18 protein-coding genes and 1 pseudogene are annotated in these 23,399 nt (G+C 72.6%); 7 read left to right on the plus strand and 12 right to left on the minus strand.

The window, feature by feature from the left end:
* A partial coding sequence (locus KM933_RS18130) for a helix-turn-helix domain-containing protein (RefSeq protein WP_260333746.1) occupies positions 1-1,521 on the plus strand: 1,521 nt, incomplete at its 5' end.
* A 116-nt stretch (positions 1,522-1,637) separates the two neighbouring features.
* On the opposite strand, the gene KM933_RS18135 is transcribed toward KM933_RS18130, so the two are convergent.
* The 6 genes and pseudogenes from KM933_RS18135 to KM933_RS18160 form a co-directional block, all read right to left on the minus strand.
* Positions 1,638-2,678 carry an iron-siderophore ABC transporter substrate-binding protein gene (locus KM933_RS18135; protein ID WP_221353410.1) on the minus strand — a complete coding sequence of 347 codons (1,041 nt, stop codon included), beginning with the start codon at positions 2,676-2,678 and terminating at the stop codon, positions 1,638-1,640.
* A 116-nt stretch (positions 2,679-2,794) separates the two neighbouring features.
* A complete protein-coding gene (locus KM933_RS18140) occupies positions 2,795-3,634 on the minus strand; it encodes an ABC transporter ATP-binding protein (protein WP_221353587.1) in 840 nt (279 codons plus the stop codon).
* A 71-nt stretch (positions 3,635-3,705) separates the two neighbouring features.
* Positions 3,706-4,776, minus strand: coding sequence for a FecCD family ABC transporter permease (locus KM933_RS18145; protein WP_221353412.1), 1,071 nt, complete (start codon positions 4,774-4,776; stop codon positions 3,706-3,708).
* Positions 4,777-4,898: 122 nt separating this feature from the next.
* Positions 4,899-5,969 (minus strand): FecCD family ABC transporter permease, encoded by a 1,071-nt coding sequence (locus tag KM933_RS18150; RefSeq protein ID WP_221353414.1) that lies wholly within the window; start codon positions 5,967-5,969, stop codon positions 4,899-4,901.
* A 206-nt stretch (positions 5,970-6,175) separates the two neighbouring features.
* Positions 6,176-6,556: pseudogene (locus KM933_RS18155) on the minus strand (cation acetate symporter); the annotation flags it as partial.
* A 631-nt stretch (positions 6,557-7,187) separates the two neighbouring features.
* Positions 7,188-7,640: a MarR family winged helix-turn-helix transcriptional regulator gene (locus KM933_RS18160; protein WP_221353416.1), complete on the minus strand. Its 453-nt coding sequence runs from the start codon at positions 7,638-7,640 to the stop codon at positions 7,188-7,190.
* A gap of 172 nt (positions 7,641-7,812) precedes the next feature.
* On the opposite strand from KM933_RS18160, the gene KM933_RS18165 reads away from it, so the two are divergent.
* A complete protein-coding gene (locus KM933_RS18165) occupies positions 7,813-9,270 on the plus strand; it encodes an MFS transporter (protein ID WP_221353418.1) in 1,458 nt (485 codons plus the stop codon).
* A gap of 608 nt (positions 9,271-9,878) precedes the next feature.
* Here KM933_RS18165 and KM933_RS18170 read toward each other — a convergent pair.
* Positions 9,879-10,241, minus strand: a complete 363-nt coding sequence (locus KM933_RS18170; RefSeq protein ID WP_221353420.1) for an STAS domain-containing protein — start codon at positions 10,239-10,241, stop codon at positions 9,879-9,881.
* Between the two features lie 172 nt (positions 10,242-10,413).
* Here KM933_RS18170 and KM933_RS18175 point away from each other — a divergent pair, with 172 nt between their 5' ends.
* Complete coding sequence (locus tag KM933_RS18175) at positions 10,414-10,905, plus strand: ATP-binding protein (RefSeq protein ID WP_308013443.1); 492 nt, start codon at positions 10,414-10,416, stop codon at positions 10,903-10,905.
* A gap of 40 nt (positions 10,906-10,945) precedes the next feature.
* Here the strand turns inward: KM933_RS18175 and KM933_RS18180 are convergent, their stop codons facing one another.
* The 5 genes from KM933_RS18180 to KM933_RS18200 all read right to left on the minus strand — a co-directional run bounded on the left by KM933_RS18180 (position 10,946) and on the right by KM933_RS18200 (position 18,394).
* Complete coding sequence (locus KM933_RS18180; protein ID WP_221353422.1) at positions 10,946-11,476, minus strand: MarR family winged helix-turn-helix transcriptional regulator; 531 nt, start codon at positions 11,474-11,476, stop codon at positions 10,946-10,948.
* Positions 11,477-11,529: 53 nt separating this feature from the next.
* Positions 11,530-11,982, minus strand: coding sequence for an STAS domain-containing protein (locus KM933_RS18185; protein ID WP_221353424.1), 453 nt, complete (start codon positions 11,980-11,982; stop codon positions 11,530-11,532).
* Positions 11,979-13,079 (minus strand): cobalamin B12-binding domain-containing protein, encoded by a 1,101-nt coding sequence (locus KM933_RS18190; RefSeq protein WP_221353426.1) that lies wholly within the window; start codon positions 13,077-13,079, stop codon positions 11,979-11,981. Before KM933_RS18190 ends, KM933_RS18185 begins: the two co-directional genes overlap by 4 nt.
* Entirely contained in the window at positions 13,076-14,746 is a 1,671-nt protein-coding gene (locus tag KM933_RS18195) for a PP2C family protein-serine/threonine phosphatase (RefSeq protein WP_221353428.1), read from the minus strand. Before KM933_RS18195 ends, KM933_RS18190 begins: the two co-directional genes overlap by 4 nt.
* Before the next feature lie 204 nt (positions 14,747-14,950).
* Positions 14,951-18,394, minus strand: coding sequence for a CARDB domain-containing protein (locus KM933_RS18200; protein WP_221353429.1), 3,444 nt, complete (start codon positions 18,392-18,394; stop codon positions 14,951-14,953).
* Positions 18,395-18,673: 279 nt separating this feature from the next.
* Between KM933_RS18200 and KM933_RS18205 the strand changes: the two genes are divergently transcribed.
* The 4 genes from KM933_RS18205 to KM933_RS18220 all read left to right on the plus strand — a co-directional run bounded on the left by KM933_RS18205 (position 18,674) and on the right by KM933_RS18220 (position 23,236).
* On the plus strand, positions 18,674-19,684 hold the full coding sequence (locus tag KM933_RS18205; RefSeq protein ID WP_221353431.1) for a LacI family DNA-binding transcriptional regulator: 1,011 nt from the start codon (positions 18,674-18,676) through the stop codon (positions 19,682-19,684).
* A gap of 222 nt (positions 19,685-19,906) precedes the next feature.
* Positions 19,907-21,322 (plus strand): ABC transporter substrate-binding protein, encoded by a 1,416-nt coding sequence (locus tag KM933_RS18210; protein WP_221353433.1) that lies wholly within the window; start codon positions 19,907-19,909, stop codon positions 21,320-21,322.
* A 66-nt stretch (positions 21,323-21,388) separates the two neighbouring features.
* Positions 21,389-22,342 (plus strand): carbohydrate ABC transporter permease, encoded by a 954-nt coding sequence (locus KM933_RS18215; RefSeq protein WP_221353436.1) that lies wholly within the window; start codon positions 21,389-21,391, stop codon positions 22,340-22,342.
* A gap of 18 nt (positions 22,343-22,360) precedes the next feature.
* On the plus strand, positions 22,361-23,236 hold the full coding sequence (locus KM933_RS18220; RefSeq protein ID WP_221353438.1) for a carbohydrate ABC transporter permease: 876 nt from the start codon (positions 22,361-22,363) through the stop codon (positions 23,234-23,236).
* Positions 23,237-23,399: the final 163 nt, after the last annotated feature.

Raw genomic sequence — 23,399 nt, forward strand, 5'->3', positions numbered from 1 at the left:
GCTGCTCTTCCCGCCGCCGTGCGGGGCCGCTCCGCATGGGTGCGGGGCGTCCTGACGCTGCGCGACGGACCCGCCGCCGACGCCGCTGAGGCCCTGCTGCTCGCCCGGTCCCTGCTCGCCGCCGAGGAGCCGGCCCGCGCGCTGCACGCCGGCCTCGCCGCCGCGGAGGCGGCCTGGGCCACGGGGGACGACGCCGCCTGTCTGCGGGCGCTGAACGCGGCGGACCGTACGGCCGCCGCCTTCGACGCGGTCGCGGAGCGGGCAGCCCTCCTCGTCACCGCGGCCCGGCCCGCCGCCGGCGCCCTCCCCGAGGCCCCCGCCGCGGATCCCGGACTGCCGCGCGCCTACCTGCACGGCATGCGGGCGATGCTGGAGCGGGACCTCGGCCGGGCGATCCCGTGGCTGCGCCGCGTGGTCGAGCACGCCTGGGAGGAGGACGAGCCGGAGCGGCTGCTGTGGTCGGGGGCCGCGGCCCTTCTCCTCGGGGACGTGCCCGCCGCCTGCCGGATCGGCGCGCGGACGCTTGCGGCGGCCCGGTCCCGGGGACCGGAGGCGGCCGTGCCACGGGCCCTGGAACTGCTGTCCTACGCGGAGTTGCGGGAGGGGCACCACGACCGGGCCCGGACGCATGCCGAGGAGGGGCTGCGCACCGCGCACCTGTACGGGCAGAGCAACATGGCGGCCCACCACCACGCCGTGCTGGCGCTGGTGGCGTCGATCGCGGACGAACCGGCCCGGGTCGCGCACCACGCCGACGCCGCGCTGGCCACCGCGCGGCGCCACGGACTGCTGCAGGCCGCCACGCTCGCCGCGTGGGCGTGCGGCCGCGCCGAACTGGGCCGCGGGCGCCCTCACGAGGCGGCCGCCCGGCTCGGCCCGCTGGTGCGCCCGGGCCCGGACGGCGGCCACTTCGCGGTACGCATGCTGGCGATGCCCTGCTACGTGGAGGCCGCGGTGCTCGCCGGGCAGCGGGACGACGCACGCGCCGTCGTCGAGGAGTTCGCCCTGTGGGCGCACTTCGGCGCCGACGCACAGGCACCCGCGCAACTCGCCAGGTGCCGCGCGCTGGTGGCCGACGCGGACCGGGCCGACGCCCTGTACGAGGAAGCCCTCGCCCTGCACGCACAGGCGGGCGGCGAATTCGAACAGGCACGTACCCGGCTGCTGTACGGCAAGTGGCTGCGCAGACGGCGCAGACTCGGGGAGGCCCGTGGCTGCCTGCGGGACGCGCTGGTCGGCTTCGAACGCTGCGGCGCCCGCGTCTGGGCGGAGCAGGCGCGCGCCGAACTGCGGGCGAACGGGGCGGCCCCGGCCGGGGCGAGGGCCGGCGCGCTGGACGCCCTCACCCCACAGCAACTGCGCATAGCCCGGTCCGTGGCCGAGGGCGCCACGAACAAGGAGGTGGCCCTGCGTCTGGCCGTCAGCACCCGCACGGTCGACTACCACCTGCGCAGGATCTTCGCCGAGCTGGGCGTGCGCTCCCGGGTGGAGCTGTCCCGCATGGTCGAACATGCCGGATGAACCTGATGAACCTGATGAACCTGATGGATCTGAGGAACCTGATGGATCTGAGGAACCTGAGGGAACGGCAGGCACGGGCTCGGCCGGAAGTGCCGGGCCCGTGCCGGGACCCGGGCCTACTTCAGGGCCGACGCGAACAGCGGCACCACGTGCTCCAGCGCGTAGTCGACCGACAGGACGGAGTCCGTCGCGAATGCCTGGCTGATGTTCCGGTCGTCGAAGACGACGGAGTGCCCCTTCTTCACGGACGGCACGGCCTTGAAGAGGGGATCGGAGCTGATCTTCGCGGCGGTGATCCCGATGGGGGACATGACGGTCAGGTCGGCGTCGAGCAGGTTCAGGTTCTCCTCCGAGACGGGCACGGAGAAGGCGGAGCCGGCCTTGGCCTCGATCGCGGGGTTGTTGCGGAAGCCGAGCCGCTCGACGAAGTCGACCCGGCCCGTGCCGCGCACGTACGCACCCCAGGCGGAGGCGGTGCGCGAACCGAGCGTGATGGTCCTGTCCTCGAACCCGGGGTTCGCCTCGGCGGCGTCCGCGAACTTCCGCCCGGTCTCGGCGATCAGCTTCCTGCCGTCGTCGGGGCGGCCCAGGGCCTGGGCGACCATGGTGGTCTGCTTCTCCCAGGAGATCTTGTACTGGTCGCCGCCCGTCGGCACGCCGACCGTCGGCGCGATCTTGCTCAGCGTTTCGTACCGCGTCCGGTCCCCGCTGGACTTGGTGTCCAGGATCAGGTCGGGCTTCAGGGCCGCGATCTTCTCGTACTCGGGCTCCAGCGTACCGATCTTCTGCGGGCTCTCGTCGTAGAGGTCCTCGGCCCAGGGGCCGACGCCGTCACCGCCGAAGGCGAGCCAGTCGCTGGCCCCGACCGGCTGCACCCCGAGCGAGAGCGCGGCCTCGGCGTCGCCCCAGCCGAGCGCCACCACGCGCTTGGGCGCCTCGTCCACGGTGACCGTGCCGAACTTGGTGGCGACCTTCGCGGGGAACGCGCCGCCGGACTTCTGCGCGGTGCCCTCCTGGCCGCCGGAGCCGTCGGACGAGCCGCACGCCGCCAGCGTCCCCGTCAGGGTGAGCGCGAGGACGCCGGTCAGCAGGCGCGGACGGACCCGCCGGCGTCGTGAGCCGGAGACGGAGACGGGGGCGGTGGGGCGAGGGGACATGGCGGGTGCTCTTTCCGGGAGGTTCACTGGAGTGCTCGACAGGGCCGGGGACAGGGGGTTCGGGGAGACGGGGGGTCGGGGGTCGGGGAGACAGAAGGTCCGGGGAGGCAGAGGGTTCAGGAGGACGCGGCGGTCGGGGCGGTGTCGGGTGGGGGCGCCGTGATGTGGTGCCGTCCCATCGGGACGATCAGGGGGGTGGCCGACGCCGGGTCCGGGACGACCGCACTGCGCAGCCCGAACACCTCATGCACCAGCGCCTCGGTGACGATCGCGGACGGGGCGCCCTCGGCGACGATGCGGCCGTCCTTCATCGCGATGAGGTGGTCGGCGTACCGGCACGCGAGGTTGAGGTCGTGCAGGACGACGGCGAGGGTGACACCGCGCTGCCGGTTGAGGTCGGTCAGCAGGTCGAGGACGTCCAGCTGGTGGCTGATGTCGAGATAGGTGGTGGGCTCGTCGAGCAGCAGGACGTCGGTCTCCTGGGCCAGGGCCATGGCGATCCACACGCGCTGGCGCTGGCCGCCGGAGAGTTCGTCCAGGGGCCGGTCGGCGAGTTCGAGGACGTCGGTGGCGAGCATGGCCGCGGCGACCGCCTCGGTGTCGGTGGCCGTCCAGCGCCGGAACCAGCCCTGGTGCGGGTACCGGCCGCGGCCGACCAGATCGGCGACCGTGATGGCCTCCGGCGCCACCGGGGACTGCGGCAGTACGCCCAGGACGGCGGCGACCTGACGGGTGGGCAGCTCCTGGATGCTGCGCCCGTCCAGGAGGACGGCTCCCGCCGACGGCACGAGCAGCCGGGCCATCGAGCGCAGCAGCGTGGACTTGCCGCAGGCGTTGGGGCCGACGACGCAGGTGATGCGGCCGGGCGGCAGGTCGACGTCGAGCCCGGAGATGATCTCGCGCTCTCCGTAGCCGAGCGCGAGGTCCCGGGCCTGGAGGGTGTGCTGGGAGGTCACCGTCGTCTCCTTGGGGGTGCCGAGCGGTTCACGGGCCTCGCCGGAACCTTCGTACGGGGGTCGCGTCACGGTCAGCCGCCCGTGCCCACGCGGTTGGCGCGCGCGAGCAGCCACAGCAGGTACGGCGCACCGACGAGGCTGGTCACGATCCCGACCGGCAACTGCGTACCGGGCAGGAGGTGCTGGGCCGCGTAGTCGGCCGACAGGACCAGGGCGGCCCCGGTCAGGGCCGCGGGCACCAGGACCGCGCCGTGTCCGGGGAGCAGTCGCCGGGCGATGGGAGGGGACACGAAGGCGACGAATCCGACGGGTCCGGCGGCGGCCGTAGCCAGTCCCGCGAGAGCGGTCGCGCAGGCCAGCATGGCCAGCCGGCCGGGCTCGACGCGCGCGCCCAGACCGCCGGCCGCCTCGTCGCCCAGTTGCAGGGCGGGCAGGGCCCGTGCGGCCACCAGGGTCAGGGGCAGCAGCAGGGCCGCGCCGCCGAGCAGGGGCCAGAAGTGCGTCCAGGACCGGCCGTTGAGGCTGCCGGTCAGCCAGAGGAAGAGCCCTTGCGCCTCGGTGACCTCCGAGCGCGTCATGACGTACGAGACAAGGCTCGACAGGCCCGTGCCGATGCCGATGCCGACGAGGACCAGGCGGTAGCCCGAGACGCCCTTGCGCCAGGCCAGCAGGTACACGGCGGCTCCGGTCAGCAGCGCGCCCAGCAGGGCGAGCGCCGACAGGGCGAGCCCGCTCCAGCCGAGGACCAGGGTGGCCAGGACGGCGGCCGCGGCGGCCCCCGAGCTGACCCCGATGACGTCGGGACTGGCCAGCGGGTTGCGCAGCAGGGCCTGGAACACCGCTCCCGACAGGCCGAAGCAGGCGCCGACGAGGAGTGCCAGCAGGGCGCGCGGCAGACGCAGGTCGAGGACGACGAACCGGGTTCCGGCGTCGCCGCCCCCGGTCAGTGTCGCGAGGACGTCGACGAGCGGGACGACGAAGTCACCGGTGGACAGGGACACGGCGAACGCCACCAGGACGACGGCCAGCAGGATGCCGCCCACGGCGGCGCGGCGCGCCAGTCCACGGCGTCTGACCCGGACGAGACGGGCCACGGCGGTGTGCAGGGAGGCGGGGGAGAGGTGTTCCGCCGCGCCTGTCATGCCCTTCACTCCGGCCGGGTCACTCGTGTCGGTGAGGTTACTCGTGCCAGTGCCAGTGCCAGTGCCGGTGCCGGTGCCGGTGGATGCGGGGGTCGCCCCGGCCGCGGACGGGTTCGTACGGTTCACAGTTCCACCACGTTCCGGCGGCGGACGAGCAGGACGAAGGGGACGGCGCCCAGCGCGGCGGTGATCACGCCCACCTGCACCTCGCCGGGCCGCGCGACGAGCCGCCCCACCACGTCGGCGAAGAGCAGCAGGGCCGGCGCCAGCAGGGCGCTGTAGGGCAGGACCCACTTGTAGTCAGGACCGGTGATCAGGCGTGCCGCGTGCGGAACGGCCAGGCCCAGGAACCCGATCGGTCCCGCGATCGCCGTCGCCGCGCCGCAGAGCAGCACCACGCTCGCGGCGCCCGCCAGCCGCACCGCGACGATCCGCTGTCCCAGGCCGCGGGCGATGTCGTCGCCGAGGGCCAGGGCATTGAGGGAGGGGCCCAGCAGCAGGGCCAGGACGCCGCCGGCGGCGACGAAGGGGAGGGCCTGCCACAGGACATCGGTGTCACGGCCGTTGAGCGCGCCCACCTGCCAGAACCGGAACTGGTCGAACGTTTGGCTGTCGGTGAGCAGCATGGCGCTGGTCAGCGAGGTGAGTACGGCGGTGGTGGCCGCTCCGGCGAGGGCCAGTTTCACGGGCGTCGCGCCCTCGCGGCCCAGACTGCCGATGCCGTGGACGAGTACGGCGGCCGCACAGGCCCCGAGGAAGCCGAACCAGATGTACTGCGCCGGCTCGGTCAGCGACAGGACGCTGATGGCGAAGACGACGGTGACGGAGGCGCCCGCGTTGACGCCCAGCAGGCCCGGATCGGCCAGGGGGTTGCGTGCGACGCCTTGCATCAGGGCGCCCGCGACGCCGAGGGCCGCTCCGGCCAGCAGCCCGGCGAGCGTGCGGGGGAGGCGCACCTCCTGGACGATCATCTGGCCGTGGACGGAGCGGTCGGGACCGAACAGTCCCGCCACCACGTCGTGCGGGGCCACGTCGCCCGAACCGACCGCGAGGCTGAGCACGCTCGCCGCCGCCAGCACCAGGGCCGCCGCCAGCAGCCCCGCACCGAGTGCGGGGCTGCTGCCGCGGCGGCGCTCGCGCGAAGGGCCGGCCGGTGCTTCGGTGGACCGCGGAGGGGAGAGGGGGGCGGTCACGCGACGCGTGCCGGGGGGCGCGTGCCGCGGAGGGACGGCGACGGTTCGAAGCGCACTGGAGATGGTCCTTGTCCGCCCGTTCGCGGGCAGCGCAGAGTTACGGAACGGCGAGAACTACGGAACGGGGAATTCCGTTCAGTAAGGCAAGCCAAACCTAACATCACGAAAGTAGCTGCGAGTAACCGGTGTCGGCCGTGCGGCGCCGCTCATCTCACCCTGGGTTCCGGACCCGCGAGGATCTCGGCCCCGATCCGCTCGTGGTCCTTCTGGCACTGCCGTGCCTCGCGGCGGCCCGACAGGAGGGTGCCTAGCCAGCCGAACGCGAAACCCAGCGGGACGGACACCAGGCCGGTCGTGCTGAACGGGAACCAGTTGAAGTCCGCCTGGGGGAAGGCCGCCGTGGGCGTCCCGGAGACCAGTCTCGTACCCGGCATCAGGACGAGGACCGTGAGCGAACCGCCGATGAGGGTGCTCAGCAGGCCGGTCCGGGTGTAACGGCGCCAGAAGAGGCTGTAGATCAGCGCGGGGGCGATGGCCGAGGCGCCCAGGCAGAAGGACAGCGTCGCCAGCGGCTGGAGGCTGCGATGCGGGTCCTTGTGGTGGCCGGGTGCGGACGGGAGCGCGGCGTGCTCGGGTAAGTGCTCCCCGGAGACGGCCCAGGAAGGCCGGGCGGTGGGGTGCCCGGCGCGGTGCGGACGGGGGGGCATACGCATCCGAGGGGTCGTCGGACATCCCGGTTCTCCTAGCGCGGCAGGGGTCCGGCAGGGGCGCGGACCGCAGGGAGGCGGGAAGAGTTGTTCGAGTCCTCGCGCGCTATTCGGCGGGGTTCGGGTGGGAGGACTTCCGGGCGATCCGGCTCGTTCGCACGGGTGGGTGGCGCCGGCCCCGGACGGCGGGCCCGTCAGCCGGTGGGGGAGGTGCGCGAAGGGGCGGACGAGCCGTCGGGGACATCGGTCGGCGCCTCCGGGGCAGGGGCTTTCGGCCCCCGGGGCGCGTACGGGGCCGGGGGTCTCGGTCTCCGGCGGGCGTGCCGGGCCGCACGGTCCCGCACCCGGCTTCCTCCCGTGTCCCGCACAGGGCTCATGCGTACCCTCCGGCGGGCCCCGCGAATCCGTCGCAGCCCTTACTGTCCTGCCGCCGGCGGAAGCCTGACGGAGGAACCGCCCGGCCCGCCTCCGGGCCTGCGCCCGCCTCCGCGTCCGTGCCCGCCGGCCGCCGTCACGGACGCGGCCAGGGCCGCCCGCCGAGACGCTCGATGTCGGTGTTGAAGCGTCGCAGGTAACGGGCGAACCCGGCGATGTCCTCGTCGGACCAGTCGGCCATGATCCGGTCCAGCGAACCGACGATCCGCTCGCGCTCCTGGTCGAGGATCCGCGCCCCCTCGTCCGTGATGCGGAACTTGCGGGCCAGTCCGCCGTCGGGGTCCGGGATGCGCTCCGCGAGCCCGGCGCGCACCGCCGAAGCGGTCTGCCGGTTGAGCGTGGAGGCGTCGAGCCCGAAGGCGTCGCTCAATTCACCGATCGACATGGGTCCCTGGACACGGATGCGGCTGAGCAGGGTGTAGGAACTGCGTTCCAGCACGCTCTCCTTGGCGCGCCCGCCGCGCGCCGCGAGCGCATGCCTGCCGAGCAGCATCTGCTCGTACTCGACCTCGTACGCCGGCCTGGTCATGTGCGTCGCCTCCCACGCTCCGACGGGGCCGGCGCGGCACGTTCTGCGACGGCCCCGCCCTCATCCTCGCACACGCTGTGCATAAGGCATACGGCATGCATGATGCATAAGATATGTACACTGCATTCCCACTGGCCCGAGCTAGCCCGAGAGAGATGCGAGGAGTCCCCTGATGGGAACCCCACCGACCTCCCCCCACGCCAACGGGGTGGTCGCCACGCTGGCCTTCGCCGGCACCACGGCGGCGATCATGCAGACCCTGGTGACGCCGCTCATCGCGGACCTGCCGAGGATCCTGGACAGCACGGCCTCGAACACGGCATGGGTGATCACGGTCACCCTGCTGGTGGCGGCCGTCTGCGTACCCGTCACCGGACGCCTGGGCGACCTGCTGGGCAAGCGGCGGATGCTCCTCGCCTGCTCCGTCCCGCTCGTCGTGGGATCGGTGGTGTGCGCGCTCTCGTCCTCCGTCGTCCCGATGATCGTCGGCCGCGGGCTGCAGGGTGTGGGCATGGGCATGGTGCCGCTCGGCATCGCCCTCCTGCGCGACGTCATACCGGCCGAGAAGCTCAGCTCGTCCATCGCGCTCGTCAGCGCGTCCATGGGCATCGGCGGCGGGCTCGGCCTGCCGATCGCCGCGGCGGTCGCCCAGTACGCGAACTGGCGCGTGCTGTTCTGGGGCTCCGCCGTCCTGGCCACGGTGATCGCCGTCCTGATCTGGTTCCTCGTCCCGGACGTCCCCGCCGCGGCGAAGGGCCAGCGCTTCGACGCGCCCGGCGCGGTCGGACTCGGCGTCGGCCTGGTCTGCCTGCTCCTCGCGGTCTCCAAGGGCGCCGAGTGGGGCTGGGGTTCGGCGACCACCCTCGGGCTGTTCGCCGCCGCCGTCGTGACGCTGCTGGCCTGGGGCTTCTGGGAGACGCGCACCCGCGACCCGCTGGTCGACCTGCGCACCACGGCCCGCCCCCGTGTGCTGCTGACCAACGCCGCCTCGCTCTTCGTCGGCTTCGGCATGTACGCCGGGATGCTGATCGTTCCCCAGCTGCTCCAGTTCCCCGAGGAGACCGGCTACGGCCTGGGGCAGTCGATGCTCGCGGCGGGCCTGTGGATGGCCCCCGGCGGCATCATGATGATGCTCGTCTCCCCGCTCGGCGGAAAGCTCACCGACGCGCGCGGTCCGAAGTTCACCCTGATCTCCGGAATCCTCGTGATCGCCGCCGGTTACGGCCTGGCGCTCGTGCTGATGGGCTCCGCCTGGGGCCTGATGCTGGTACTCATGGTCACCAGCAGCGGCGTCGGCCTCGCCTACGGGGCGATGCCCGCCCTGATCATGAGCTCGGTCCCGCTGTCCGAGACCGCCGCCGCCAACGGCTTCAACACCCTCATGCGCTCCCTCGGCACCTCGGTGGGCGCCGCCGTCGTCGGCGTGGTCCTCTCACAGATGTCCGTCACGACGGGCGGCTACAGCATCACCTCGGAGGACGGTTTCCGTACCGCCCTGATCATCGGCGGCGCGGTCGCCCTGGTGGCCGCCGTCGTCGCGGCCGCCATTCCGGCCGCCCGCACCGCCGCGGCCGACCGCGTCACGGGCGACCGGCACGACGCGCCCGAGGAGGCCGCGGTCCAGGCCTGACTCCCCGGCCTGACCCTCCGGGCCTGCTCCCCGGCCTGACCCTCCGGGTGTGTCCGGCTGTTCGGCGGTCCCGGAATCCCCGCGGGGGTTCCGGGACCGCCGTGCGTACGGGACTCCCGCGGGAGAAGACGCGGCCGGTTCGCCTCCGCGGCCCCGTGCGACTGCTCCCGCCGCCACGCCCGGACCGGGTGGAGCCGGGCCTCCGCCCGCACCGCCGGCTCCGGGCCCCCGAGCCGCGACCGGACCGCGAGCCGTGACCGACCGCGGAGGCCGGCTGGAGCCGCACCGCCGACAACGCGGCTCCAGCCTCCGCCCCGGGGCGCGCCGGCGGGGCGACTCCCGCCGTCACGCACCGCTGGAGGGGCACCTCACGCGAGGAACGACCGAGGGGAGCCCCCGACGGCTCGCGCCCCGGCCGCCGCCGCACCCGTGCGGCGGCGGCCGGACCACCCCAGAGTGCCACCGCGGACGTGACATGTCCGCCCACCGAACGGGCGTATTCTCGAGGCGGAGGCGGAGGCGGAGGCGGAGGCGGAGGCGGAGGCGGAGGCGGAGGCAGCAGCAGTGGCGGCGGCAGTGGCGGCGGCAGTGGCAGTGGCCGCGGGCGGTCAGTCGCCCATGGCCTCCGCGACGGTGGAACGGCAGGGGATGAGCGCGTCGACGCCGACCAACCGCAGGACGCGCAGGACGGCCTCCTGGGCGGCGGCTATGCGCAGCCATCCCTGCGCGCCGCTCGCCGCCCGGTGAGCGGCGATGAACGCGTTGATGCCGCTGGAGTCCATGAACGTCACACCGCCGAGGTCCACCACGATCCGCGGCGGCTCGTGGTCCACGGCCAGCAGGGCCTCGCCGAGCAGGCCGCTGACGGCGTGGTCGATCTCGCCCCGCACCGTCACGACACGAATGCCGTCGGTGTCGGAGTGCTCGATGGAGAGCCGGCCGGGCCGGCCCGCCTTCTGGATGTCGGTCACCGTCTCCTCGACTGATTAGGCTTACCCCGGGTCGGAACGTGCAGGACGATTCTGCCCCACCGCCGTGGCCGGATGCGACCGGGCGGTCGTGCCGGAGAACAACCCCCTGTGGCATGGGGGCGCGCAGGGCGGGTAGAGGCGCGCACGTGAACGGGGAATGAGGGCGAGGCCAGTGGGATCCCATGCCGATGCCGACGGCGGTATAGCCTCGGACGGGTACGTGATGCGCGCGGGGTACGCCCTGGGCGGGGATCACGGTTGCATCGCCGAGGCCCGCCACCACGCGGTCGCCTTCCTCGACCGGGCCCGTACCGACCACCGGCTGCCCGTGTCGGCGCGTGCGGTGGAGGTCACCCAGCTGGTGGTCAGTGAGCTGGTCACCAACGCCCGCAAATACGCCCCCGGTCCCGTCCTGATGGAGCTGCGCGTCACCGCCGGGAGCGTGGACGTCACGGTGTGGGACAGCGATCCCACCGTCCCGGCCGCCCGGACCCCCGACCCGGGCAGGATCGGCCAGCACGGTCTGGAGATCGTCAAGGCGGTGACCGAGGCCCTCTCCGTCGAGCAGGAACCCGTCGGCAAGCGCATCACCGCCCGCATCGCCCTGGCGGACCGTTCCGACGACGGATCCGACGACGAGGCGCCCGGCCCCGGGGCCCCGTGACGACGGGGGTGCGGGCCGCCGCCGACGCGCCGACGAGGGCCTAGGCCGCCGCGGTGCGGCCCGGTGCGCCGTGCTCGCCGCCGTTCGCGGTGAGCCGGGCGTGGAGGCCCGCGAGCCCGACGGCCAGAGCGCGCCGCTCGGCCTGGGACATGGCGTCGACGGCGTGGTGGAGCATCGTCGCGCGCTGCTCGCGGATGCGCTGCAGATGGGCCCGTCCCGCGCCGGTCAGCCGGAGCGTGACCTCCCGCCCGCTGCCGGGGCACGGCAGGCGTTCCACGAAGCCGAGGGCCTGCAGCCGGTCGCACAGACGGCTGACGGAAGGGGGCGCGGTGCCGAGTTCCCTGCACACGGTTCGCATCCGGACCCCCTCCTCCCGGTCGACGAGGTACATCAGGCGCAGTTGTGAGGGGGAGGTGGGGGCGGCGGCACCGGCGGTGGACTGCCGGGCCTTCTCCCACATCACGTCGAGGAGCTCGCAGAGGTCGCCGGCGGACCGTGCGGCCTCCTGGGAGAACCTGCGCGAGGCGAAATCCGGTGCCGGTGCTTGTACTGGTGCTGCTGGTGCTGGCATGGGCTCCCCGTCGGTGGGTCCGGCTTGCGCCTCGTGGTGGTCGGCAGGAGGCGTCAGGTGGTGCCGTCCGGGCCGGTGGGGCGTACCGTCATCGCTTTCCCGTTCCCGCCCGTACGGGGCGGGTCTTCCGCGCCGAACGGGCCGGCGGCGGTGGCGGACGACGTCGTGAGGTGGTCCAGGGTCCCCGTGAGGGCCAGCAGCCGGTCCAGGGCCGCCGGACGGTCGTCCAGGTGGAGGCGGACACCGGCATGACCGGTCCGCCGGCGGATCATCAGCAGGACGGACAGCCCCAGGGAGTCGACCGTGCCGAGCCCGGCGCAGTGCAGGTGCAGGTCGTCCAGGCGCGGATGGTCGCCGAGCACGGTGGTGACGGCCGCGAGGAGGCCGTCGGCGGTGTCGTGGTCGAGGTCTCCTTGCAGCTCGATACGGACCGTGTCCCCGGCGTCATCGGCGTCCTCGGTGTCGTCCGTGCTCAGGCGCAGGTGGGCGGGGGGTGTCGTGGTCATGAGAGGCTCTCGGCGGCGGTGCGGTTCACAGGGGCGAGTGCGGCGGCGCCGTGGTCGAGGGCGCGGGTGGCCCGCGGGAAGTCCTTGAGTTCACGGGCCAGGAGGGTCAGGGCCGGCGGCAGGCTGTGCGCGGGTACCCCGCGGGCGGTGAGGATCTGGGCGGTCCAGGTGAGGAACCCCGCGAAGAGGTCCTCGTCACCGAGGTACAGGGCGGTGGTGAGGAACTCCACGATGTGGGCGAGGTCCTCGGCCGTGCGCTCGCGCTGCGCCTCGCTGTACGTGCGCAGGGCGGGGAACGCGTCGTGCAGGGCGGTGAAGACGCTCCGGACGAGCGAGGCGCTGTTGCGCGTGATCAGGGTGTACTCCTGATCGGCCAGGTGCGGCAGGTCGTCCAGCTGCTGGTGGTCGGGGCGCGGGCGGGGCAGCGGGCCCCGGGCGAGACGGTCGGCGGCGGCGCGGGCGTCGGGCGCCCAGGCGTCGGCGTCGAGCAGGAAGGCGTAGCGGCCGTCGGGGCCGAAGGCGGCACCTCCGACGAGCACGGGGACACCGATGGCCTGGCAGGCCGTGATCGCGGCGTGCGCGGCGGGCAGCCGGGTCGCGATCGAGCTGGAGAGGGCGACCGCGTCGGAGTCGGTGCGGTGCAGATGGGCGATGAGGTGCGGAGTGGGCACCTGCGCGCCGAGGTAGTCCACGTGCCAGCCGCGCAGGCTCAGCACCTCGGCGAAGAGGCGGGCGGGCAGCGCGTGCCACTCGCCGTCGACGCAGGCCACCGTGATCCTGCCGCGGGTGGGGGCGGTGCGGGCGGCGGGATGCCGGGAGAGCGCGGCGACGGCCCGTTCGTTGATGGCGGTCGCCGCGTGCTCCTGGGCCACGCTGAGACGGTTGGCGGCCCACTCCTCGCCCACCCTGCCCTGCACGGCGGCGATCACGTCGAGGAGCACGGTCTCCGGGTCGACACCGTTGTCCAGCGCCCCGAGCACCACCTCGGTGGCCGTGTGCTCGTCGGCGGTGGAGACGGCGCTCCACAGCTCCTCCGAAAGCCGCCGGACGGTTCCGGCGGCGGCTGACGGAGGACGGTGCGGAGTACGGGTGCTCATGCGGTGAACCTGCCCCGCGTGTGGCCGTTCACCGCGCTCAGGTGGTGGGTGCGGGGCGCGGAGATCACGACGACCGCCATGTCGTCGTGGCGTCCCCGGCCGATCCACTGGGAGGCGAGCATCTGGACGCGTTCCACGATGCTCTCGGAGGGCATGCCCGCGCACTCCGACAGGACGCGCTTGAGCCGCTGCTCACCGAAGTGGGAACCGCCCAGCGGCCCGCCTTCGGCCTCGGTGATCCCGTCGGTGTACAGCACGCAGGACTCCCCGGGCGCGAGCGTGAGGGCGGTCGTGCGGGCGGGGGCGTGGGGCATGGCCCCCACGAGGGTGCCGCGGGTCTGCGCCTCCTCCACCGTGCCGTCCGCGCGGATGATCAGCGGGGTCGGATGACCGGCGCTGGTCAGCCGCAGGCTCACCCCGCTGCCCTCGCGCACGGCGGAGGCCAGCACCAGCGTCACGAACCGGGTGTGGTGGGAGTTGAGCAGCGCGGTGTTGAGCAGGCTGATCATCCGCTGGTGGTCGTCGGCCAGCGGCAGCAGGGCGTGCAGGGTGTTGCGGATCTTGCCGGTCAGCACGGCCGCTTCCAGGCCCTTGCCGCACACGTCCCCGAGGGTGATCAGTGAGGCATCGCCCTCGACGGCGGCGGGGTGCACGTCGTAGAAGTCGCCGCCGATCCGCTCGTGGTCCGCGGACGGCCGGTAGCCGCCGGCGTAGTCGACCCCCGAGATCTGGTGCAGCGAGGGGGGCAGCAGTTCCCGCATCAGCACGTCGGTGATCGAGGTCTGTTCCGCGTACAGCCGGGCGGCCGACATCGCGGCCCCGGCGCGCGCGGCGAACAGCCGGGCGAAGACCTCCTCGCTGTCGGTGAACGCGGCCCCGCCCGAACGGCGCAGCAGGACGAGGGCACCGGCGGGGACGCCGTGGCCGGGCAGCGGGGTGATCACTATCGAGCCGACCGTGCCGAAGTCCTCGGGGACCATCCAGGCGGGCGCGCTCGAAGGGTCGATCCACCGGGAGGGCACCGGCGGGAACCCGCGCAGGGCCTCACCGAGCCCCGGGACCTCGTCGGGGTCCGCCGACTCGTGGGACGTGCTGGGGCCGCCCCCGCGCGGACAGGTCACCACCGGCAGCCGCCGCCCGTGCGTCGGGGCGATCACCAGGGCCGCGTCGGCGAGGTGCTCCGCGGCCAGCTGCGCGGTCACGTCCATGCAGCGCCCCAGGTTGAGGGAGGAGAGCAGCATGCTGGACGCCTCGGCCAGGAACGCGGTCCGCCTGCGCTCCATGTCCAGGGCCTCCCGTGCCAGCACGTGATCGGTGTCGTCGATCAGCCACCAGGTCACCGCGCCGTCGGCCCGTACGCTGGGGTGGGCCTCGAAACTGCGCTCACCGATCGTGCCCGACAGCGGCGGGCACGGCGGCTCCGCGTCCGGCTCCTGCCCGGTGCGCGGACCGGGAACGCGCACCGCGGCGTGTGCCTCCGCCAGCCAGCCCGGAACCACGTCCGCGAAGCGTGTACCCGGATGGGCTCCGGGCAGGAGCACGGTGGCGGCGTCGTTGCGCAGGACGACCGAGTCCTGCGCGTCAGCGACCAGAACGGGATAGGGGGCATCGTCCCAGGAGGCGCCGTGCTCCGCGCCGACGCCGGTTTGCGCTTGGGTGGAGACCAAAAATTGAGGACCCGCTGGGCGAATCCCTCACCTCATCGACTCGAAGAAACATTGTCGTGAGGCAACAATCCCTCATGTCGTGCCTTTCTGGCAACCACCCCCCTCCCGGGCCGGCGACCACCCCCCCCGGCCGGCGGCGCGGCAGGTCCCCGGCCCCGTGGTGCCGGAGCCGGGGACCCGTGGTGCGGGTCCGGTGGTCCGGGGTCAGCGGTTCAGCCGCGCGGCCGACGCCCCGACCGGTGCGCCGGTGACGGTGAACTGCGAACCCGGCTCGATGCGTACGCTCCCTTCCGCCGAGTCGGTGATCGTGACGTTCGTCAGGGTGGCGCTGCCGCGGGCCCCGCTCATCGCGAGGATGCCGGAGCCGTTGCGGGACCCGTCGATCCGGACGTCGGTGATCCGCACGCCCGGCATCGCGCCGCCGCCCGTCTTGAACTGGATGCCGTCGTACGTCGAGTCGAGGATCTCGGTGTCACGGATGGTCACCCCCGGGATGTCCTGCCCCTGCGCGAAGAGCGTGACGGCGCCGAACTCCTGGTCCTCGTTCCAGAACGCGCCGCCCGTGCGGTGCAGGGCGTTGCCCGCGATGAGGGTCCGGCCCGAGAACGGGAGCGGGTCGTGGTCCGTGGCCAGCATGATGCCCGGGTAGTTCATCGTGTCCGCGATCACGTTGTTCTCGATGGTGTTGCCGTGACCGCCGTACACCGCGATGCCGTTGGCCCGCCACGGCAGCTGGACCGTGTTGTTGCGGAAGTGGTTGTCGTGGCCGACGTCCACCGAGGTGTCCTTCACGTACTTGCTGGCCCAGACGGCGAGCGCGTCGTCGCCGGTGTTGCGGAAGGACGAGTTGTACACGGTGGAGTTGCGGGTGCCGTTGGCGAAGTTGATGCCGTCCGCATAGGTGTTGCGGACGCGTACGCCGGAGAACTCCAGCCCGTCGCCGGGACCCCACAGCTCGGGGATGTTGGAGTGGTCGCGGCCCGCCCACACACCGACGTTGGCGTGCTCGATCCACACATTGGTGATCCTGGTGCCCTTGCCGAAGCGGCCGTTGAGGCCCACCCCGCCCTCGTGGTTGCCGTCGCCGCCGCGGATGGTGCCCGAGCCGAAGATGGCGAGGTCGGAGATCTGGGTGTTGTGGTCGATGTCGAAGCCGAAGTTGCCCTCGTGCGGGTGGTTGATGCCACCGGCCTGGTGGGGCGGGGTGAGCGTGTGGAGCTGGGAGTGCCACATGCCCGCGCCCCTGATGGTGACGTCCCGGATGCCGACCTGGTTGTACTGGCCGCGGTTCAGCGGGTCGTCGGTGAGGATCTTCTGCTCCTGGCGCCACTGGCCGGCCGGGATCCACACGCAGGAGATCTGGCCGTTCTGGTCGGCGGTGACCGCCCGCTGGAGGGCGTCGGTGTCGTCGAGCCCGTCGTTCGGGACGGCCCCGTACTCCGTGATGGACGTGCAGTTCGCCGGCTTGGCGGCCGCGGGCGCGACCTGCTCCAGGTCGACGAGGTCGATGACGTAGAACGCGGCCGTGTCGCCCGCGTCCCGCTGCAACCGGAACCTGGTGCCGGCCGGGTAGGTCTGCGCCAGCAGCGCGTGCGACTCGTCGAAGAGGCGCCGGGCGTCGCCGCCGGGGGTGTTGGTCAGCCCCTCGGGGTCGTCGGTGCTCCCGTACAGCCAGCTGTGCTTCGACGACAGGTCGAGCTTCCGTACGAAGGTGTCGTTCGCGTACAGGCTGATGGTCGCCTGCGCCCCGCCGCCGCCCGCCGCGTCCGGGATCGAGTTGCGCACCACGACGGAGTTGGCCGGCGCGGTGGAGGTGACCTCGACGAACTGACCCGTCGAGCCGAGGCGGACGGACTCGCGGCCCGAGGACTCGGTGGCGAAGTTGGTGTGCCCGAAGGTCCGCTTGGCGTCGGCGGTGAGGAGGGTGCCCTGGTAGCGCCCGTTCTCCGCCTCCAGCTCGGTGTACGGGACGGCGGCGCCCCGGCCGACGACGAGGGACTTGGCGAGCACGTTGTTGTTCTCGTCGGTCTCGTCCACCGCTCCGGTGGCGTCGGCGGTCGCGGTCAGGGTCGCCCCGCCCGCGGTCGCCGTCCACGTCCCGCTGATCGCCACGTTCGCCGTGGCCCCGGCCGCCACCTGGCCGGTGGTGCCGTCGAGCGTGGTGGAGCCGGCCTGGAGCCTGGTCACGGAACCGGCCGCGGCGGCGCTGGTGCCGCGGTTGCGCACGGCCACGGTGAAGGAGACGGACGAGCCTACGGCCGGGTTCGCCGGACTGGTGGTGATGGACCCCACCTCCAGGTCCGGCCCGGGAGCCCGGCCGACGACCAGCCGGGTCGCCGCGGTGCGGCTGTTGTTCCCGTCGTCGAGTTCGGCGACCGTGCCGCGCGGGTCGACCACGGCGGAGACCGCGTAGTCACCGGCCGGACGGGTGCCGGCCGCGACGGCCACGGTGGCGGAGGCGCCCGGGTCGAGCGCGGGGACGTTGCCGCTGCCGGCGACCGTGCCCTCCAGGCCGGCCTCGACGGCCGTGGCGGCCGAGCGTGCCGTGCCCGCGTTGCGGACGACCGCGTTCACGGTCACCGCGTCCCGCTCGGACGGCGAGGCGGGCGTCCAGTCCAGCCCCGTGACGGTCAGGTCGGGCGCGGGCGCCGCGGTCCCCACGACCTGGAACTCGGCGACCTGGCCGCCGGGCGCCCCGGTGTTGGAGAAGAACCGCAGCCGTACGTCGGACACGCGGCCGGTGACCGGGATGGTCACCGAGTTGTCGTCCCTGGCGGGGCTGAAGGCGTAGTCGGCGCGGTCGCGCAGCGAGGTGAAGCCGCTCGCCGCGTTCGCCCGGCCGAGCACCTGGACGGCCTGGGTGCGGGCTCCCCACACCTGGTCCGGGTTGAGCTTGACCACCACGGCGTCGACGTCGGCGTCGGCGCCGAGCCTGACGGTGAGGTCGGAGGGGTGGCCGGCCGCCTCCCAGTAGGTGGAGGTGGAGTCGTCGGTGGCGTTGGCGGCGACGAAGCCGTGGACCGAGGAGGTCGCCTCGGCCGGCTTGTTGCGGGCCAGGTTGGTGCCCGGGGGAGGCGGCGTGGTGCCGCCGTCGTCACCGTGCACCTCCAGCTCGGAGAGCTGGGCGGCGTTCCAGCCGGTGTTCCCGGTGATGTGCACGCGAACGTGGCGCGTCCCGGCGGGGGAGGCGAGGTCGACCGGGACGGTGTTGGCCCGCGCCGGGTCGAACGCCCGGCCCGCGGCGGCGGCGAGCGTGCGGAAGGTGGAGCCGTCGGTGCTGCCCTGCACCGAGAGTGTCTGGCTGCGGCCCTCCCAGGCGGCGGGCAGTTTGAGCACCACCCGGTCCACCGTGCGCACCGCGCCGAGGTCGACCTGCACCCACTGCGGGAAGGACCCGGCGGGCCCCTCCCAGTAGGACGCCTGGGCACCGTCGGTGACGTTCCCGGCGGTGTACGCGCCGTTCGCGCCGCCCGCGGTGGCCGGCCGGCCGAGCGCGAGGTTGACGTCGGCCGCCTTCGTCCGTCCGGTCCCGGCCCGCGAGGCGGCCTGGGCGTCCGATGTGAGGGCCAGCGGTACCAGCCCGGTCGTCATGAGCGCGGCTATGACGGCACCGGTCAGCGACCGGCGGCCGAGGGGTCTCCATCTCATGGGGGTCCTCTGTTCCGTGGGGGAGCGTTCCGAGAGGGGAGGGAGCGTCCGTCGAGGAATGCACCGACGTTGCACATAAATTGAGTCGATCAGTCAATTCTTTGCGGAAACTGTGTCCACAGGTTTCTAGTCCGCCTCCGCTTTGTCAACGGTCGCGGCGGCAGCGGTGGTTGGGGTGAAAACGGTTTGCACTGCCTGCGGTCCACTTGCGTTTTTGCGACCGTTCGCGCGTAAGCGGTTGGCGCAAGCGCTTGCGCGGCTTGCGCTAGCCTTGCGCCCATGACGCGACGACTTGCGCAGGTAGCCAGGAAAGTGGGGGTCAGCGAGGCCACGGTCAGCCGGGTCCTCAACGGCAAGCCCGGGGTCTCGGACGCCACCAGGCAGTCCGTGCTCACCGCGCTGGACGTCCTCGGCTACGAGCGCCCCACCCAGCTGCGCGGCGAGCGCGCGCGACTGGTCGGCCTGGTGCTGCCCGAGCTGCAGAACCCGATCTTCCCGCTGTTCGCCGAGGTCATCGGCGGCGCGCTGGCGCAGCAGGGGCTCACCCCGGTGCTGTGCACCCAGACCAAGGGCGGTGTCTCCGAGGCGGACTACGTCGAACTGCTCCTCCAGCAGCACGTCTCCGGAGTGGTGTTCGCCGGCGGCCTGTTCGCCCAGGCGGACGCGGAGCACGACCACTACCGGCGGCTCGCCGAGCGGCGCATCCCGGTCGTGCTGGTCAACGCCCCCGTCGAGGGACTCGACTTCCCCTGCGTCTCCTGCGACGACGCCGTCGCGGTCGAGCAGGCGTGGCGCCACCTCACCCTCCTGGGGCACGAGCGCATCGGCGTGGTCCTCGGTCCGCGCGACCACATCCCCTCCCGGCGCAAGCTGGCCGCCGCCCGGGCGGCCGCCGAGGCCGCCGGAGGGTCCCTGCCCGAGGACCGGGTGGAGCGGTCGATGTTCTCCCTGGAAGGCGGCCAGGCGGCGACGACCCGGCTGCTGGGACGCGGTGTCACCGGTGTGATCTGCGCGAGCGACCCGCTGGCCCTGGGCGCCGTCCGCGCGGCGCGCAGGCGCGGCCTCGCGGTCCCCGAGCAGGTCTCCGTCGTCGGCTTCGACGACTCCGCCTTCATGAACTGCACCGAACCCCCGCTGACCACGGTGCGCCAGCCCGTCGAGGCCATGGGCCGGGCCGCCGTGGACCTGCTGTGCGCCCAGATCCAGGGCGCCGAGGTCCAGCCCGGCGAGCTCCTGTTCGATCCGGAGCTGGTGGTCCGCGGCTCGACGGCGCAGGCGCCCCGGGGGTAGGGCGTACGACCCGGGCGCGGTACGGCCGGACCCGGCCGTACCGCGCTTTCGCTTGCGTGCGGGCGCTCCGCTGAGATCACCCGTATGCGTTTCACTGTCAGACATTTACTAAAGCTGCGCCAGATATTGCAGTCATCTGTTCACGGTGGTTGAGTGTGCGGCGCCCCGCATCGCACCGGCGATGAGGGCGCCCTCCATGTTCATGCCCGAAGGGGACCACCCATGATCAGAGCTCGGTTCCGCCGCACCCGCCGTGCCGGCACGGTCACCCTCGCCGCCGCGCTCACGCTGACGGCGCTCGCCGCCTGCGGCACGAGCAGCAGCGGCGACGACGGCAACGGTTCCGGCACCGGCGCGAAGACCGACCCCGCCGCACCGCTGGACCCGAAGACCAAGGTGACCATCACCATCGACTGCATGCCCCCCGCGGCGAAGGCGGCCGAGCTCAGGCAGTGGAACGAGGACGTCGAGGAGTTCAACCGGAAGTACCCGAACGTCACCGTCGAGGGCCGCTCCACACCGGGCCAGTGCCTGGAGCCGCCGCGCTTCACCGCCATGCTCAAGGCCAAGTCCCAGCCCGACGTGTTCTACACCTACTTCACCGACCTGCCGCAGGTCCTCGACAACGACGGCGCCCAGGACATCACCGCGTACGTCAACGACAGGACCGTCCCGCTGATCGAGGACATCGACCCGGAGGTCCTGGGCTCGCTGAAGAAGGACGGCAAGCTCTACGGCCTGCCCACCAGCAACTACCGCATGGGTCTGCTCATCAACCGCAAGCTCTTCACGCAGGCCGGCCTCGACCCGGACGCCCCGCCGAGGACCTGGGACGAGGTCCGCGGCGCGGCCAGGAGGATCGCCGGCCTCGGCGGCGGCGTCGCCGGCTTCGGCGAGTACAGCGCGGCCAACACCGGCGGCTGGCACTTCACCGCGCAGGTGTACAGCCTCGGCGGCGACGTCGTCGACGCGAGCGGCAGGAAGGCCGCCTTCAACAGCGACATCGGCAGGCAGGTAGCCAAGAACCTGCACGCCATGCGCTGGGACGACGACTCCATGGGAAAGACCCAGCTGCTGAAGTGGGGCGACCTCCAGAAGCAGATCGCCACCGACAAGCTGGGCATGTTCCTCGCCGCGCCGGACGACGTCACGTACATGGTCCAGCAACTGGGAGCCGAGTACGGGAACTTCGGCATGGGGCCGATCCCGGGCGGCGAGAACACCCTGGCCGGCGGCAACAACTACATGATCAAGCAGGGCATCTCGGCCGACAAGGTGAAGGCCGCCGTCGCCTGGCTGAACTTCAGGTTCACCACGGTCGGCAAGGGTCAGTACGACTGGGAGCGCCACAAGGCCGACGACCTCCCCGTCGGACTCCCGCAGCCCAACCTGTGGCTGAACGGCTCCAAGGCCAGGGACGACGCCGCCCGCAGGAAGTTCGCCACCATGCCGGTGGAGAACTTCAAGGCATTCACCGACGACCCGGTCCCCGGCAAGGCCGAGCCGCCCAGGGCCCAGGAGATCTACAAGGTCCTCGACAACGTCATGTCCGGCATCCTCACCGACGAGGATGCCGACATCGACAAGCTCCTGTCCACCGCCGAGTCGCAGGTCGACAAGGTCCTCGCCACCCGGTGACCGTACGGCGGCCGGGCGGTTCGCCCGCACCGCCCGCGCGCCGCCGCAGCACGTCAAGGAGCGACCATGTCGGCCCCCACCCTCATGAAGGACCCGGCGGTCGGGGACCGCCGCCCCCGCGACCGTGCCCCGCACCCGAGGGGCGGCGGGTTCGGCAAGGCCCTGCGCCGCAACCTCACCGCCCACGGCTTCCTCATCGGCGCGGTCCTGTGCTTCGCCTTCTTCTCCTGGTACCCGATCGTCCGGGAGTTCCTCCTCGCCTTCCAGAAGACCGAGGACGGCCGCGTCAGCTGGGTGGGCTGGGACAACTTCACCACCGTCTGGAACGACCCGGCCTTCGGCCAGGCATGGCGCAACACCCTGTGGTTCACCGTCCTGGCACTGCTCCTCGGCTTCGTCGTGCCCTTCCTCACGGCCCTGGTCATCAATGAGTTCCGGCACGGTCAGGGCTACTTGAGGCTCCTGGTCTACCTGCCCGTGATGCTCCCGCCGACCGCGTCGGTCCTGCTCTTCAAGTACCTGTACGACCCCGGGTACGGCATGTTCAACGAGGTGCTCGGCGTCTTCGGCGTCCCCGCCCGGCAGTGGCTCCAGGACCCGGACACCGCGATGCTCTCCGTGGTCGTCGCCTCGACCTGGATGAACATGGGCGGCGCCACACTGATCTACCTCGCCGCGCTCCAGGGCGTACCGGGTGAGCTGTACGAGGCCGCCGAACTCGACGGCGCGGGGCTGCTGCGCAAGGTGTGGCACGTCACCGTCCCGCAGACCAGGCTCATCCTGCTGCTGATGCTCCTCATGCAGATCATCGCCACCATGCAGGTCTTCATCGAGCCGTTCCTGCTCACCGGCGGCGCCGGCCCCGAGGGGTCCACCACCACCGTCGTGTACCTGATCTACCAGTACGCCTTCAACTTCAACGACTACGGCGCCGCGGCGGCGCTCGGCCTGCTCCTGCTCGTCCTCCTGGCCGGCTTCTCGGCCGTGTACACCAAGCTGAACCGCGCCGACCAGGACTAGGACCGGGGAGACAGGCACATGTCCACTCGTACGCTCATCTCACCCGCCCAACTGGCCCGCCCCCGCGGGAAGGTCTTGTACTGGGTGTGCTTCGCACTGGTCGTCGTCCTGTTCACGCTGGCCTTCCTCGGCCCGCTGTACTGGATGGTGTCCGGCGGGCTGAAGACCACCCAGGAGGCCGTCCAGACCCCGCCCACCTGGGTGCCGGGCTCCGTCCACCCGGAGAACTACCGGCGTGCCTGGGAGGTGATGGACCTGGCGAAACTCCTGCTGAACACCCTCTACTACGCGTTCGGCGCGCTCGCCTTCCAACTGGTGCTGGACGTGGCCGCCGCCTACTCGCTGTCCAGGCTGCGGCCCGTCCTCGGCAAGGCGATCCTCGGTCTGATGCTCGCCACCCTGATGATCCCGGCCACCGTCCTCGTCGTACCGCAGTACCTCACCGTGCTGGACGTGCCGATCGTCGAGCGCAACCTGCTCGACTCGCCCTGGGCGATCTGGCTCCCGTCGGTCACCAACGCCTTCAGCATCTTCCTGCTCAAGCGGTTCTTCGACTCGATCCCCAAGGAACTGCTCGACGCGGCGGCGATGGACGGCGCCGGCCCGCTGCGCGTCCTGTGGTCCATCGTGCTGCCGGTCTCCCGGCCCATCCTCGGCGTCGTGTCCATCTTCGCCGTCGTCGGCGTCTGGAAGGACTTCCTCTGGCCGATGCTGGTCCTGCCCGATCCGTCACGGCAGACCCTGGCCGTCGGCATCTACTCGCTCGCCACCAGCGTGCCCGAGAACGTGCTGATCGCCTCGCTGACCATCGCGTCCCTGCCCACACTCCTCCTCTTCCTCGTCTTCCAGCGCAACATCATGAGCGGACTGACGGCGGGCGGCCTCAAGGGCTGACCGAGCACACCCCGTCCGGGCCCCGCCCACGGCGGGCACGCTCCCGGCCGGCACCGCCCCCGACCGGCACCGCCCCGGCGAACACCACCCCCGGCGAACACCACGAGGTGCCCCCGATCCTCCGCCGCCGCCCCGTTCCCGACGTCTCGCCGTCCGGGGCGGC

The sequence above is a fragment of the Streptomyces beigongshangae genome (assembly GCF_019710745.1).
Lineage (GTDB): Bacteria > Actinomycetota > Actinomycetes > Streptomycetales > Streptomycetaceae > Streptomyces > Streptomyces beigongshangae.

Bases quoted from the DNA above. Each gene is read 5' to 3' on its own strand.
- KM933_RS18200 (WP_221353429.1), bottom strand. From the start codon at position 18,394: ATGAGATGGAGACCCCTCGGCCGCCGGTCGCTGACCGGTGCCGTCATA.
- KM933_RS18220 (WP_221353438.1), top strand. From the start codon at position 22,361: ATGTCCACTCGTACGCTCATCTCACCCGCCCAACTGGCCCGCCCCCGC.
- KM933_RS18190 (WP_221353426.1), bottom strand. From the start codon at position 13,079: ATGAGCACCCGTACTCCGCACCGTCCTCCGTCAGCCGCCGCCGGAACC.
- KM933_RS18135 (WP_221353410.1), bottom strand. From the start codon at position 2,678: ATGTCCCCTCGCCCCACCGCCCCCGTCTCCGTCTCCGGCTCACGACGC.
- KM933_RS18185 (WP_221353424.1), bottom strand. From the start codon at position 11,982: ATGACCACGACACCCCCCGCCCACCTGCGCCTGAGCACGGACGACACC.
- KM933_RS18180 (WP_221353422.1), bottom strand. From the start codon at position 11,476: ATGCCAGCACCAGCAGCACCAGTACAAGCACCGGCACCGGATTTCGCC.
- KM933_RS18160 (WP_221353416.1), bottom strand. From the start codon at position 7,640: ATGACCAGGCCGGCGTACGAGGTCGAGTACGAGCAGATGCTGCTCGGC.
- KM933_RS18165 (WP_221353418.1), top strand. From the start codon at position 7,813: ATGGGAACCCCACCGACCTCCCCCCACGCCAACGGGGTGGTCGCCACG.
- KM933_RS18215 (WP_221353436.1), top strand. From the start codon at position 21,389: ATGTCGGCCCCCACCCTCATGAAGGACCCGGCGGTCGGGGACCGCCGC.
- KM933_RS18145 (WP_221353412.1), bottom strand. From the start codon at position 4,776: ATGACAGGCGCGGCGGAACACCTCTCCCCCGCCTCCCTGCACACCGCC.
- KM933_RS18210 (WP_221353433.1), top strand. From the start codon at position 19,907: ATGATCAGAGCTCGGTTCCGCCGCACCCGCCGTGCCGGCACGGTCACC.
- KM933_RS18205 (WP_221353431.1), top strand. From the start codon at position 18,674: ATGACGCGACGACTTGCGCAGGTAGCCAGGAAAGTGGGGGTCAGCGAG.